The organism is Sphingomonas natans (genome assembly GCF_030546695.1).
Taxonomy (GTDB): domain Bacteria; phylum Pseudomonadota; class Alphaproteobacteria; order Sphingomonadales; family Sphingomonadaceae; genus Sphingomonas_I; species Sphingomonas_I natans.
Genome location: NZ_JAUOTP010000006.1, coordinates 48,068 through 60,707, shown reverse-complemented (window position 1 = coordinate 60,707; position 12,640 = coordinate 48,068). Strand labels below are relative to the sequence as shown.

The following is a 12,640-nucleotide window of genomic DNA, read 5'->3' as shown; positions in this document are numbered from 1 at the left end:
TGCGTCTGTGCGGAGCCAGAATATCTCTCCCGCGTCGCCGCAACAAGATCGGCCTCAATGAAGCGCCAATCCCGGCCAAACCGCGCGCCGGGCACGCGACCAGCGCGGACCCACGCACGTAGCGTGTTAGGGTGAACCCCGAGCAGGCCCGCCGCCTCCCCGAGCTTAAGCAGCGGCGTCGTCATCGCGCTCAGGCCTTGGTGGCGATTGCCAGCGGACTGCTGATTGTCGCGGCCTTCGAGGCGCGAGACGAGAGAGCGCCGATGCTGACGCGCGACGAGAGGGCCACGTCTGTAAAGGAGGGGGAAATCGTTCGTACCAGCCGGCGCAAAGCGGGACCGGGAGATCGACAGCAATCAGAGAGGCAATCATGAGGCGACCTTTCCAATGAAAGGTCTGCCCGCCAGGCGCCACTATCTCGCGATCAGGGTCTTAGATCAAGCCGGACACTAAGGCAGTGCCGGAAACAATTGAGCCCGCCGGCCAAGGGGGAAGCCGGCGCTTGGGCGTGAACACCCAACCGCGACCCTTACCGCCGATACGCTTCATGATTCTATATGCCATCGCAGACACGGCTAAGCTCCTTTCTTGTTAGAAAAACACGCAGTTATTTCTAACAAGCGGCAGACAGCCGAATTAGTGTTTTACCCCGGAATCATGATGCTGAAGCGCAAGCTCTTCTCGCTTGGTGCCCTGAAATCCAGCAGGCAGTCGGCATAGGCTAAGCTAGCAACGCACAATCGATCAAGCGGGCCCGGCATCCCGTCTCATGCCCAGCTCCGCCTCAAGATCCTTGGCCAACTGGGTGAGAATGAAAGCAGCGGGTGCAGGAGTATTGCCGATCTCCCACCATGCATGAGCCAACAGGTCGGACCAATGAATGAGCGTATCAGAATAGACGACGCGCCCACGAAGCCGTCTCGAGCTCAGGATCGCACTTTCCAGATTTGTTTGCAGCGATCCGTGCAGCTTCAAAATCAACTCCATTCAACGCGGGCGGAGACTGTAGCGATAAGGTCGCTTGATTGCTTGGTCAAAATCGAAAGCGCACCGTCACATGCGCACTTTTTGGTCGTGAATGCGCGCGTCAGGCGTGTGGCTGGCATGACGTGCCGTGGGGACCCGCGGCACCTGCGAAACGATCGCTGCGATCGGACAGGCGCCCTAGCGGCGGCACAAAGAGCGCCCATCTCTGCCAGGAACATCGTTCGCTCGAGAAGCGCGATCGAAAATAAGGAATGCGACTTGAGCATATTCGCCGCGCTGATGCTGGCAGCAGGCCTTGGTGGTCAGATGGAGGACATCTCGGCGTCTTCGCCGGGGACGATCTCTGTCGATGCGAAACAAGATGGTTCATCAGGCCCGCTTCGACCGGTGTTCGTCGATGCGATCGATCAGGCGCTGACAAAGCGGGGCTTCACGACGATAGACGAAGCCGGACACGCCGCGCTGGTCGCGGACCTCGCGGTAACCCGAGACCAGCTCGGGACGGTGTCAGCTCCGGTTGCGAAGTCCGATCCAGCCGCACGGACCAGTGACTCGCCGAACCGGGTCGGTGCCGGGGTCGTTCTTCCGTTTCCTATCAACAAAGCGAGGAGCGTCCCCCTTCAGCGAACGAAGCTCGAGCTCCGGATCCGAAGGCGAGGGAGCGAGACAATCCTCTGGCAGGGCACCGCGCTCACGGTTCGGCCCGCTGGCACGGTCAAGGGCAAGGATGCTGCGGTGGCCGCAGACCTGAGCGACGCGCTTCTCCGCGGCTATCCTCTCCAATCGGGCGAAACGATCAGCATCCCTTGATACCCATCCCCCCCTAACCTTCTCGGGGGAAGCCGCTGACTGGCTCGAGCAGCCACCACGCCGGATCAAACCAGCGCATAATGGCTTGATGCCGTGGCGCCGAGGGAGGCTTGGAAACCTCGGCGCCACAGTCACGAAGTCGGGGGCTAATGCGTTATCTGGCCGTCGACGCCTGCTCCGCGAGTCTTGTCAGTTCGAGAAACTCTTGTCGACGATAGTCCGACTGCACACCTGCCAGTCGCCGCGTATCCGCGAGCGTGAAGCCGTTGAAATGACTGTCCTCGCGCAGGATCTGGCCATAAGCGGCGACAGCGGCGGCGAAGGCCTGATCTCCCTTGGGGCCGACGGCTGAGGCGATGGTACTCGCCTTCACCGGTCGCTCGACCAATGTGGAGGCCGCTCCGTTCGCGAGCTTGTATCGCAATTTCAGCCAGGCGAGTTCGGACCCGCTCGCGGCGCCGGCCGCAGTGCGGTTGGCCGCAAAATGTCGCGCGGGCAGCCAGCCGGCTGCGCCCGTGGGGACGATCTCGTAGAGCGCGGTTACCTGATGACCCGCCCCCATATCGCCCGCATCGACGGCGTCGTTCTTGAAATCCTCCTCGGCCAGAGCGCGGTTCTCGTAGCCGATCAGTCTATATTCCGAGACCACGGCCGGATTGAATTCGATCTGGATCTTCACGTCCTTGGCGATTGTCACGAGCGTCGCCGAAAGCTCGTCATCCAGCACCTTTCGCGCTTCGAGCGCGCTGTCGATATAAGCGTAATTGCCGTTTCCGACGTCCGCGATCTTCTCCATCATGGATTCGTTGTAATTGCCCTGGCCGAACCCAAGCGACGTCAGCGTGATGCCGTCGTCGCGGTTGCGCTTGACCAGTTGCTCGAGCGATTCATCGCTTGCTGCGCCGACGTTGAAGTCGCCGTCCGTCGCGAGGATGACTCGGTTGATGCCGCCGGGAATGCGCGTCGCCCGCGCGGTGGCATAGGCCAAGGCGATGCCGGCGCCGCCAGCCGTCGAACCGCCGGCGGACAGGCAATCGATGGCCTGATGGACATAGGCCGGGTCCGACGTCGGCTCGAGGACGATACCGGCGGCGCCCGCATAGACGACGATCGACACGTGATCGCGTGGTGTTAGCCGGTCCGCGAGCAGATTGAGCGCCGATTTGACGAGCGGCAGCTTGTCCGGGGAATTCATCGATCCGGATACGTCGATCAGAAAGACCAGATTGGCCGCCGGGCGCTTCGAGGCGCCGACATCATAGCCGCGCAAGCCGACGCGAAGCAGTCGCGTGTCCTTGTTCCAGGGCGTGCGCGAGACGTCGGTCGTGATGCTGAAGGGCGCGGCGCGCGACGCAGGGACCGGATAATCATAGCGGAAATAATTGAGCAGTTCCTCTGTCCGGACCGCTGCGACGGGCGGGCGCTGCCCCTGATTCAGCATTCGCCGGACGTTGGCGTAAGCGCCCGTGTCGACATCGATCGAGAAGGTCGAAACCGGCTCGTCGGCGACCGCGTGGATCGGCGCCACGGCCTTGCCGGCGTAGCGCTCTTGGTCCTGCGGTTGAAAGAAGATTGACGGCGCTGTCATGGATCGCGCGGCAAACACTTCGCTCTGCACCTGTCGTCGCGCCAATCCGGAAGGCGGCGGCGGCGGGGCAGGAGGAGCCGCCGGCGTGATGACGGGCGCCGCCGGGAATGGGCCCGCCACGATCGGAGGCGAAATCGCCTGCCCTGTGACGACCGCAGCCGAGCCTCGCCCGTTCGTATAGCTAATCGGCGAGCCATTGGCGCAGCGCACAGGCGATCCGGTTCGGGCGTGCGCGGCATGATCTGGTGCCGCGACCGCGACGGGAGAGGGAGCGACAAGACTGGCGACGAGTGCCCATCCGCATATCCGCGAGACCATTCGATATCCCCTCTCTCATTACTCAAGTTGATGTCCGTTGAGCGCCTCATTGTCCTGTGTCGTCGCTTGGCAATACCATCCGACCGAACCATTCTGCGGGCTCTTGCATGAGTGCGAGATGAATTTCGAACCGGATGTGAAGTGCTTCGAACGAGCCTCACGAACCCGCCCGAATTAATTATCATCCGCGTTGCAAATTTCCCAGAAAAAGCCGTATCTTGAAGGAAGATGCACGGTGTACGTGCTGTATAGCCGGAGAGTCTGTCGAAGCTCAAAAGGAGAGGCGCACGCGGGGCAGTTAAGTTCGTGAAGGACGCGCCGATGATAACCATTGCCAAGTTGGACGGCCTCGTCGCGGCGTTTCGCGCCGCCACAACCGAGCACGCGCTTCACGAAGCTTTGCTGACAGCGACGGCGGAACTCGGCTTTTCGCAGTTCGCCATGGGGCATCATGTCGATCTGGCGCGTCCGGCGGACGATGCCATCAGACTGACTTCTTACAATACAGACTGGATTTATCATGTGATGGAGCGCGGCTATTTTGCCGACGATCCTATGCACCTTGCGAGTAGCAAAACGGGCGGCGCATTCCCTTGGAGCGATGTCGGTAACATCATTAAACTCACGCCACGGCACAAGCTAATCTTGACGGAGGCGGTGGGATTCGGCCTCGTGAGCGGCTTCACAATCCCGGTGCACGTGCCAGGGGAATATAATGGCACCTGTTCGTTCGCATCGGACACGGTTCAACCCTTCGATGCGAGCACGCTCTGGGCGGCACAGGCATGCGGCACACTTGCGTTCGAGGCTGCGCGCCGGATCATGCGATCGCGGAGTCACTCGGAAAACGGGGAAGTGCCCGGGCTCACGCCCCGGCAAATGGACGCGCTTGTTCTGATCGGGCGGGGCAAGAATGATAGTGAGATAGCGGAATTGCTCGGGGTGAGCCGTTCTACCGCCCATGAGCATGTCGAAGGCGTCAGGAGGAAGTATGGCAATGCGCAGCGACCTCATCTGATCGCACGTGCACTGTTCGATGGGCAGGTCAGCTTCACCGACCTCCTTCGGCGATAGCCAGAGCCCGCTCGCCAACGGTTTGACGATCACGCTGTTGCAACCTGCGTCGCGAGGCAAAGGCGCTGACGAGTATCAACCGGGCCGCTGCTCGGTAATCCCCGGGGTGAACACCATCGCGAGATGCGAGCGACGTCAGGTCGACGCTTCGGTCTCCATGGCTCAGCGCGACGCGATACACGCTCCAGGCCTGAGGCGGAGAGCGCGGGTAAACCCAGCTGATACGGTCCGCGTTCAGGCTTTCCCTCAGTCGCGACAAGTCGCGATCGAGAGCGTGGCCGGCGGGATCGTTGGAGCCGGCGGAGATGATCGCGACATCGTATCGCCTGCCGGGAACGAGGGCTTTGATCGCACCGGACGTCGCGCCGACGCGGGCGTGCACGTCGCATTGTCCGGGGGCCATGACGTTCATCGCGGCGGCAATTCCCAGCGCGATGCAATCGCCGACGATCAGGCACGACATTGGCGGACTGCGCGGGTGGAGGAGGGGGAGGGGGCAGTGGTTGGGCGATCGCCATTCTGCTTGATGATCGGCGGCGATTTTGGGGGGGGCGTGCGATTGGCAGTCCCGCTTTGCCCCGCGATTTGATAGGATCCGAGGGCGAAAGGACACGGCTATGGACCCGGACAGCGTAGCATCCGATTCGAGCACGGAAACGGTGGATTCCGCCCGACCAAGGCCTCGCATGTCGCAATGGATCTGGCGCCCTTGGTACGCAAAGCTCTGGTGGGCTTGCGCTGCTCTGTATTGGGGCGGGAAGCTGGCCTCCTGGTTCAGCCCTGGCCTCGATACCTTCTACACGAGTGCCGCCGCTGGCTATCTGAACGTCGCATTCTATCCTCTCGTGCCGCTTATTGTTCTCGGGCTTGGCTATATCGGCGACTGGATGGATTATTATCGTTGGGAGTGGGTGAGCACGCCCCGTGAAGAGCTTTTCCCCAAGCGATCGGTTGGCGGATATGTTGACCCGATGATGGACCCGCTCGATCCTAGGTCGCCGACATACTGGGGTCGGCACGATCATGGTCATGCTGGGCACTAGCGACGCTCTTTAAATTCGGGATCGCCATCGAACGGTCCGCTCGCAAGGTCGTTTGAGAACCTGCCGGAGCGTAAGACTGAATTTTGTTCGATCGATGTGACTGGGGCGGTCAGATCGAACGACCCCCGGCCGGAATCGGCATCTTCGATGTACCGGTTGCGCAATCCGCGGGCTCCAAGAATTTGCTCAGACAAACTTGCCGAGAAGGCCGAAGCGGGGCTGTTTGATCGGGAAGCGGCACGCTCGGCGTTCGAGATTGCCGCACGGACATCGTAGTTGACGATATCAAGTGAGCCGGCGGCGCGCTCGTTGGTGGCACCTCGGTCGGACGTTACCAAGCTGACAGAGCCGCCAGCACCGCCGCTTACTCCGATCCGACCTTGGTTTCCGCCCTTAACAGAATTCCCATGCCTCGCGTCGGCCGACACAGTGGCTGCGATGTCGGTACCGACGGAGTTACTGTCTTCTGCGCTTCGAGTAAGCGTTCTCGACCATCCCGTTTGAATCATGATCGCTTGGACGTCGCGCTGGAGCGTATCCGCGACCTGGGGCTTGAGCCGCCAGTTGCCGGCACGATCCATCTCAAAGCCCCCCCTGAGCCAATTCGCCATCGCGGCAAGTCCGTCTGCGCCGCCGCCGAGAAAATGTTCGATAGTGTCAGGGCCGGCCTGCTTGCCGGCTTCGAACCTTGTGCTGGTGTCGTTGCGCGCCGAACGCTCGAAGTCCGTGCTGCTGGAGACCAGAAGATCGTTATGCGCGAAGCTGAACCGGGCGGTCCCGCCATTGGCAATCGCGCCGAGCTGGTTTTCGTTAATCAGGCCAGCTCGCCACATTTGCGAGGCAATATTCGGGGTCAAATTGAGGCTGAATTCGCCGTTCTGATCCATCGCGATCTGCCGTTTCGAGAGTTTGACGCCTGCATCTCGCAACAGACTCTGCGCTCGTGTCAGACGCTCGCTGCCCACGATCTGCGACATGCGGTCGTTGCGGGCACGATCGGCAATCCCGGTCGCACCTCCCTCCGCCACATCGAGCTGGTTTCCCGCGGTGGAGCGCAACGCGCCGATGAAAGCGTCGAGCCGAGCGGCTTCGCGGACTGACGTACCGGCGGCCTGCGCGCCTTCCGCAAACCCGGCATGGTCTGACTGACGCCGCTGTTCGCCGATCCGCGCCGCCTGACGGGTGCCGTCATGCCCAACCTCGCGCTGCGCATCGAGCTTTCCGGCTCTCTCCGCGACATCGAAGCCGGCCGCCTCGCGCGTTCGTGCGTAGACGCTGCTATGTTCTCGCGCGGTCTCCATCGTCGCACCGTCGGCGGTGCCGAGTTGGGTGGCAGCGTTGTAGGTCTCCAATGCACGCACCACGCCCGCCTCGTCGCGACCGGTCGCGCGCCCGAGCTGTGAGATAGCGGTCGATCGTGCTTCTCCAGAAAGCGCGTTGATGAAGGCGATCCGGCGGCTGGTCTCGCTTACGGATAGGCCCAGCATCCCCGCGGCCTGGCGCTGACCGGCATTGCCGCCGGTCCGGTGACCCTGTTCGGTAGCGACATTGCGGCGCTCGACGTTCGCCACCGCTTCGCCTGCATAATCCCTTCGCCCAGCCATGGCTCCGGCCTGGATCTGGGCTGCAGTCAGGTCATTCTCCAGCATGCCCTTCTGATCGAAGGCATTGGCGACGAGCTTCGCAAATGTCGGATCGGCTGAAGCATCGGCGATGACTCCGCTCGCCTTCAGCTGGGCATCGTCCTTGCCATAACCGGCGCGTTCGAAATGCCGCGCCGCCCCCTCCAACATCATGCCATAAGCGCGCGTGTCGCCGAACGCGCGCCATTGGACGAGGTTCTGCGAGAACGAGGCGAAGGTCAGTTCGCCGGACTGGCCGTCACCGAAATAGCGGGTGCCGAGCGACCGCAACGCATCCTTCTCCGCGAACTGATGGATCGCTGATGTCGTCGCATTGGCGCGGATCGCGGCTTGGGTGGCGGGACTGGAAAAGTCGCCGCCGACAAGCGCGGGCGCCAGACCGCCGAGCTCGCGCGCGGCGTCGATACCGCCCATCCCGAAGGCCGGGATCCCCGCGGCGCCGCCCGGCCGCTCGGACAGATACGTGCTGGCAGCCCCGAAGCTCCTGTTCCGGTCGAAGCTGGTGCGCTCGCCAAAATCGCCGAAGCTGCTTGCGGCGCCCCGGCGCGCCATCGTCCCGGCGGCGGACCCCTGCGCCTCCAGCGCGGACGCATAGCCTTCGCCAGTGGCGAGAGGCGAGGCGGCCGCGCTCGCCTGGCCCGTCACCCCGAGCGCTCCGCCGGTCACGGCCGAGAAGATATTGCCCGAGAAGCGGAAGACGGTGAAGACGAAGGCGCCAGCGAGACCGGCCGCAGCCGTGCGGAAGCTTCCGAAGATGGCTAGGGCTTTTTGTGCGGATGAAGGCGCAAGGAGCCATGCATTGGCACCGACGGCGTTCGCCCGCATCTCGGCCAGCGCGCTCATCGCCCGGCCCAGGGTCAGTTGGTAGATGCCGGCGTCGATAACGCCCCACAGAGCGACAAACACGAACAGGCCAAGCGCGAAGCTCGCCACCCTGAGGTTGATCGGCGTCAGGATGAACAGCAGCGCGACGGGGACCATGAACAGCATGATTCCGAAAACGACCGCACGGATCGTCGGCAGCCACTCATTGGCGACCGACATTGTCGCGAGACCCGAGGAGATGATCGCCCGATTGGCCATCACCCGCGCGGCCGAGGCTGGGCTGTCCTCGAACAGGACGTCGCCCACACTGTTGCCCAGCAAGACGTCGCTCATCAGCGTCTGCAACGACAAGGGCGTGGCCATCATCGTCTGCCCCAGCTCGCCAAGCTGTGCGCGGCAGCGCGTAAGCTGCACGGCCTGCGTCACGTCGAACCCGGTCCGTTGGCAGACCTGGGCGCTATAGGCGTCGAACAAGGCCGGATCCGAGAGTCGCTCGGAAATATGCGCCCAGGCGTCCGAGCAGCTGACGGTCGTGCCGCCTTTGTCGGCGGCCGTATAAACGGTGGAGAAGGTGGCGGGGCCGGCCATCGCGGCGAACGCTGCCGGCAGGTCGCTCGCGGTCCGAAACAGGCGATCATCGTCCACGCCGTATGCCGCCGAGACGCGCGCGACCGGATAACATTGGCGGACATAGTCCTTGATCGTCGCGTCCAGGAACGTGTCGGTCATGGGGCCACGCGGCGCGACCGCATTGAAGAAGAGATCGAACATGTGCCCGCCCGCGCCGAACTCGACCTTGGCGGTCGGATCGAGCGTATTGTCATCGATCGTCTCGACCAAGGCGCGTTCGATGAGATTGGTGGTGCCGGCGACGAGCACCAGCAGGTTCGGGACATCGCCGACGGGTTGATAGGCGTTGCGGACCTTGTCGTAGATATGGACGGTGCCGGTCGTCGCGATCATGCCGACGAACAGCCCGATGCCAATCAGCATCTGGAAGCCGAACGCGACCAAGCCCATGCCTTGGCCGCGGATGCTTGCCAGCAAGGCGCCGAGCGAGATGCCGACGACGGCGATGATGACGACAAGCGTCTCGTAGCGCGGATCGGCGAAGATCATCGCGACCAACCGGAAGGCGTCTACGGTCTCTGAGAAACCGTTATAGGTGTAGAAGCTGGCATCGATGGCCAGGGCCGGCGTCGCGAACCCGATCGTGAGCATCGGCATGAATGCGCGGAGCAGGCGCGGCAGCATGCTCAGTGCTCCCGGTTGGCCGCCGCACCGGCGGCCTCGCGGGCATCCCGGTCGCGCTGGCGGATCAGTCCGGCATAGCTGGCGGACAGATTGGCCGAGCCGAGCGCCGCGAGATAGGACTGACGCATCTGGGCGCGCTGGCGCAATACCTCCTCGCGCAGGTCGCGGAGCTGCTCGATGCCCTTCGTGAGGATCCGGGTCTGACAGATGTTGGCGCTGCCCGCGTCAGCGGCGCCCGCCGCCGACGCGCCGCGCTCGGCATTGCTCAGCGCGAAATCGATCGAGCGAGTGAGGTCGCTGAGCATTTGGTACGCAAGCGTCAACGCGACCAGCTCATCCGTGTCCGCGATCACCGAGGTCGAGACGCCTTGGCGCACGCCCCATTCGAGCATCCGATAGACGGGCAATGTGCTGACATTGGCTACGAACTGTTTCTCATCCGCCGTCAGCGCCGCCCGGGTCCGGATCTTGCTCGCGATCGCCTCCATGCGGGCGCGGGCGAGCGCCAGCGCGCCTCTGCCCCCGTCGTTCGCGCAATCGGAAGCGGTCGCAGGAATATTGAGTGCACGGCGCTGCACGCGCCCGCTCAGGAAATCGTCGGGGGACTCGGTATCCTGACGCGGGCATGCCGGGATCGCCGAGAATAAAGGCACACGGTCGGTATCGTTCCAGCGCATATAGACGTCGCCGACACGGGCCCGCATCACCCCCGCCCAGTCGCCAGCGCCAACGCGGGCCGCGGCATGCGCAAGCAGTGACCCGGTCCGGAAAATGTCGGTGACCTCCGCCGGGCAATTGGCGAGCGCGTCCTTCAGATCCTCGGTCGGATTGTTGTTGTTCGCCTGGATCCGTTCGCGGCTCTGCTGAAAGCTCTTCGAGAAGCCGGCGCGGACCGACTTGTAGCCGGTCATCTCCTCGATGATCCCGGACATATTGTCGTCGCCCTTGGCGATCTGAACCATCCGGTTGGCGAGGCGACAGTCATTGACCTGAATAGAATTGAGAAAATTCGTCGCCGCCTCCATTTTGGAGAGAATATTTCCCATCTTTTCGTCGAGCGTCTCCAGCAAATATTGGAAGGCGACGGCGGGGGCGGCCTGTAGGATGCTCTCGAGCTTCTGGACGAGATACTCGGGATCGAGGAACGACATGCCGCCCAGGAACATGTCAATGCCGCCGCAGCCGGCCTTCACCTTTGGCAGCGTCAGACTCATCAGATAGTCATTGTGCGCGTCGATCCGGCCGGACATGCCGCCGGCCGTCAGATAGCCGCGGGTCTGGTCCTCGAAGCTGCCGGGGGACGTGTAGGTCGCGCTGTCGAACCAGGTCTCCGCCCAGCTTTGCGAGGCGGCGGGCGTGGCGAACGCGATGCTCAGGATGAGCATGAGCCCGCTTTGGATGGAGTTCAGGCGCGGCGATCGACGGACCATGGCGGATGTCCTCGAAACAGGAGGGAACAAGGACATGAGCCCGCCATGCTCACCTCCGGGACGCTTGGGGCAGGGGCGCGGACACGCCCACGATGCCGGTATATTTTGCCATGGCGCGGACGCCGACCGCGGCGCGCACGCCGGTCATCATCTTGAAGGCCAGGTAGATATTGCGCGCCAGATTGGCCGCATGGTCGGTCCCGATCGCGACCGGCACCATGCGGGTCTGATCGTCGGCCGCACGCGCCCATGCGACGGGATGCCCGACCCAGGGCAGGCCGAACCGACCCGATCGAAGCATGGCTTCCTCACGCCCGACCACGGCCAGATGAAGCCCATAGTGGTGATGGAGCGATTGGAGCTTCGCCCAGAGATCCGCGCACGGCGTGCAGCCGGGCGTCGTCGTCATCTCGATGATGAAGGCGGGCGCCTGGCCGCGCAGCGTCGCGGCGAAATCGGGCGGAAAGTCGCGCGTGGCCGGAACCCTCGAGAGCCAGGCGCGCATCGTGGCCGCATCGGCGACCGGGTGGATGGCAGCGCCTCGAGCATCGCTCGGTCCGGACAAGCGGATGCCGGCCTCCGCGTCCGCTGCCGTCGCGCCGATCACGATCCCGGGCAGGCCAAGCAGCATGACGAGGCGGGTCATCGTAACGCACCGCCACCGAAATGCCCGGAAACCGTCTTTGGAGAGAAAGCAGAGCGGAGAAACTTCGTGAAGACATTGACCATCATGGCGGACGCATGGCTGAAATTGCCGGAGGGGGTGCTTCGCCACCTGAATGCCGGTTCGGGCGACCAACTCCTGATCGTGGCTTCACCCGTCGGGGAACTGCGGCTGCGGCGAACCCCGTCGACAGAAAATGCGCCCGCACCAGGCCGCGTCGTTCTCTGTTCTATATCCTGGAAAGTCGGGCACGGCCGCTGAGGGAGCGTCAGTCGCTCGTTGTTGCAGGTAAGGCGATTTTGCATTACATCTGTTCCCTGCAAGGAGCGATGCGAGATGACGATGCTCACGGTGACCGCGAAAGGCCAGATCACGCTGCGGCAGGAGTTGCTGAGGCATATGCAGATTGCGCCGGGCCAGCAGATTGACGTGGCCGAAATGCCGGACGGCGAGCTGCGCTTGCGCGCGGTCCGCAACACGGGGAAGATTTCCGACGCTTTCGGAATGCTCAAGCGGAGCGGGCGCAAGCCGGTGTCGATCGAAGACATGAATGAAGCAATCGCCGCGGGGTGGGCGGGCGAGCGGTGAGGATCATTGCCGACGCCAACATCCTCATTCGCGCGCTCGCTGATGATGATGACGTGCAGTCGCCGATCGCTAGGGAGGTGCTGGAACGGGCGGACCTTGTCGCTCTGACGATACCGGCATTGTGCGAATTCGTCTGGGTGATGACGCGCAGCTACAAGGAGCCTCGCGAGCGGGTGGTTGCTGCGATCCGGACACTGATCGGGTCGGAGAATGTCAAAGCCGATGTGCCGGTCGTCGAAGCGGGGCTCGCGCTGTTCGAGGCTGGCGGCGACTTTGCCGACGGTGCGATCGCGCATGAAGGCAAATGGCTTGGCGGTGATGTCTTCGTCAGCTTCGATCGCAAGGCGGTGGGCCTGCTGCAATCTCGGGGCGTGCAGGCGCACATCGCCAGCTGACACGCCTGCTCGCGCGGACGA

General features: G+C 63.3%; 12 protein-coding genes and 1 pseudogene. 6 read left to right on the top strand and 7 right to left on the bottom strand.

Going from position 1 to position 12,640, the window contains the following annotated elements; translation table 11 throughout:
• Positions 1–41: 41 nt before the first annotated feature.
• Positions 42–185: pseudogene (locus tag Q4F19_RS21485) on the bottom strand (helix-turn-helix domain-containing protein); the annotation flags it as partial.
• Positions 186–744: 559 nt separating this feature from the next.
• A complete protein-coding gene (locus Q4F19_RS13840; RefSeq protein WP_303543498.1) occupies positions 745–975 on the bottom strand; it encodes a hypothetical protein in 231 nt (76 codons plus the stop codon).
• Between the two features lie 270 nt (positions 976–1,245).
• On the opposite strand from Q4F19_RS13840, the gene Q4F19_RS13835 reads away from it, so the two are divergent.
• Positions 1,246–1,797 carry a DUF4136 domain-containing protein gene (locus Q4F19_RS13835; protein ID WP_303543497.1) on the top strand — a complete coding sequence of 184 codons (552 nt, stop codon included), beginning with the start codon at positions 1,246–1,248 and terminating at the stop codon, positions 1,795–1,797.
• 154 nt (positions 1,798–1,951) lie between these two features.
• Here Q4F19_RS13835 and Q4F19_RS13830 read toward each other — a convergent pair whose 3' ends face one another.
• A complete protein-coding gene (locus Q4F19_RS13830) occupies positions 1,952–3,385 on the bottom strand; it encodes a vWA domain-containing protein (RefSeq protein WP_303543495.1) in 1,434 nt (477 codons plus the stop codon).
• Between the two features lie 639 nt (positions 3,386–4,024).
• Here Q4F19_RS13830 and Q4F19_RS13825 point away from each other — a divergent pair.
• Complete coding sequence (locus Q4F19_RS13825) at positions 4,025–4,777, top strand: helix-turn-helix transcriptional regulator (protein WP_303543494.1); 753 nt, start codon at positions 4,025–4,027, stop codon at positions 4,775–4,777.
• Here the strand turns inward: Q4F19_RS13825 and Q4F19_RS13820 are convergent.
• A complete protein-coding gene (locus Q4F19_RS13820) occupies positions 4,755–5,240 on the bottom strand; it encodes a hypothetical protein (protein ID WP_303543492.1) in 486 nt (161 codons plus the stop codon). The two genes, Q4F19_RS13825 and Q4F19_RS13820, sit on opposite strands and share 23 nt — an antisense overlap.
• A gap of 154 nt (positions 5,241–5,394) precedes the next feature.
• On the opposite strand from Q4F19_RS13820, the gene Q4F19_RS13815 reads away from it, so the two are divergent.
• A complete protein-coding gene (locus Q4F19_RS13815; RefSeq protein ID WP_303543491.1) occupies positions 5,395–5,820 on the top strand; it encodes a hypothetical protein in 426 nt (141 codons plus the stop codon).
• On the opposite strand, the gene Q4F19_RS13810 is transcribed toward Q4F19_RS13815, so the two are convergent.
• The 3 genes from Q4F19_RS13810 to Q4F19_RS13800 all read right to left on the bottom strand — a co-directional run bounded on the left by Q4F19_RS13810 (position 5,817) and on the right by Q4F19_RS13800 (position 11,618).
• Complete coding sequence (locus Q4F19_RS13810; RefSeq protein ID WP_303543489.1) at positions 5,817–9,542, bottom strand: conjugal transfer protein TraG N-terminal domain-containing protein; 3,726 nt, start codon at positions 9,540–9,542, stop codon at positions 5,817–5,819. The genes Q4F19_RS13815 and Q4F19_RS13810 overlap by 4 nt on opposite strands.
• Before the next feature lie 2 nt (positions 9,543–9,544).
• Entirely contained in the window at positions 9,545–10,927 is a 1,383-nt protein-coding gene (locus tag Q4F19_RS13805) for a conjugal transfer protein TraH (RefSeq protein ID WP_303543487.1), read from the bottom strand.
• A 94-nt stretch (positions 10,928–11,021) separates the two neighbouring features.
• Positions 11,022–11,618 (bottom strand): hypothetical protein, encoded by a 597-nt coding sequence (locus tag Q4F19_RS13800; RefSeq protein WP_303543485.1) that lies wholly within the window; start codon positions 11,616–11,618, stop codon positions 11,022–11,024.
• A gap of 66 nt (positions 11,619–11,684) precedes the next feature.
• On the opposite strand from Q4F19_RS13800, the gene Q4F19_RS13795 reads away from it, so the two are divergent.
• The 3 genes from Q4F19_RS13795 to Q4F19_RS13785 all read left to right on the top strand — a co-directional run bounded on the left by Q4F19_RS13795 (position 11,685) and on the right by Q4F19_RS13785 (position 12,619).
• Complete coding sequence (locus Q4F19_RS13795; RefSeq protein WP_303543483.1) at positions 11,685–11,897, top strand: hypothetical protein; 213 nt, start codon at positions 11,685–11,687, stop codon at positions 11,895–11,897.
• Between the two features lie 75 nt (positions 11,898–11,972).
• Positions 11,973–12,224 (top strand): AbrB/MazE/SpoVT family DNA-binding domain-containing protein, encoded by a 252-nt coding sequence (locus Q4F19_RS13790; RefSeq protein WP_303543482.1) that lies wholly within the window; start codon positions 11,973–11,975, stop codon positions 12,222–12,224.
• Positions 12,221–12,619 carry a type II toxin-antitoxin system VapC family toxin gene (locus tag Q4F19_RS13785; protein WP_303543481.1) on the top strand — a complete coding sequence of 133 codons (399 nt, stop codon included), beginning with the start codon at positions 12,221–12,223 and terminating at the stop codon, positions 12,617–12,619. The genes Q4F19_RS13790 and Q4F19_RS13785 overlap by 4 nt, the downstream gene beginning before the upstream one ends.
• The last annotated feature ends 21 nt before the right edge of the window (positions 12,620–12,640 follow it).

Excerpts from the sequence above, each read along its gene's own strand:
- Q4F19_RS13830 (WP_303543495.1), bottom strand. The coding sequence starts at position 3,385 with ATGACAGCGCCGTCAATCTTCTTTCAACCGCAGGACCAAGAGCGCTAC.
- Q4F19_RS13825 (WP_303543494.1), top strand. The coding sequence starts at position 4,025 with ATGATAACCATTGCCAAGTTGGACGGCCTCGTCGCGGCGTTTCGCGCC.
- Q4F19_RS13820 (WP_303543492.1), bottom strand. The coding sequence starts at position 5,240 with ATGTCGTGCCTGATCGTCGGCGATTGCATCGCGCTGGGAATTGCCGCC.
- Q4F19_RS13815 (WP_303543491.1), top strand. The coding sequence starts at position 5,395 with ATGGACCCGGACAGCGTAGCATCCGATTCGAGCACGGAAACGGTGGAT.
- Q4F19_RS13810 (WP_303543489.1), bottom strand. The coding sequence starts at position 9,542 with ATGCTGCCGCGCCTGCTCCGCGCATTCATGCCGATGCTCACGATCGGG.
- Q4F19_RS13805 (WP_303543487.1), bottom strand. The coding sequence starts at position 10,927 with ATGCTCATCCTGAGCATCGCGTTCGCCACGCCCGCCGCCTCGCAAAGC.
- Q4F19_RS13800 (WP_303543485.1), bottom strand. The coding sequence starts at position 11,618 with ATGACCCGCCTCGTCATGCTGCTTGGCCTGCCCGGGATCGTGATCGGC.
- Q4F19_RS13790 (WP_303543482.1), top strand. The coding sequence starts at position 11,973 with ATGACGATGCTCACGGTGACCGCGAAAGGCCAGATCACGCTGCGGCAG.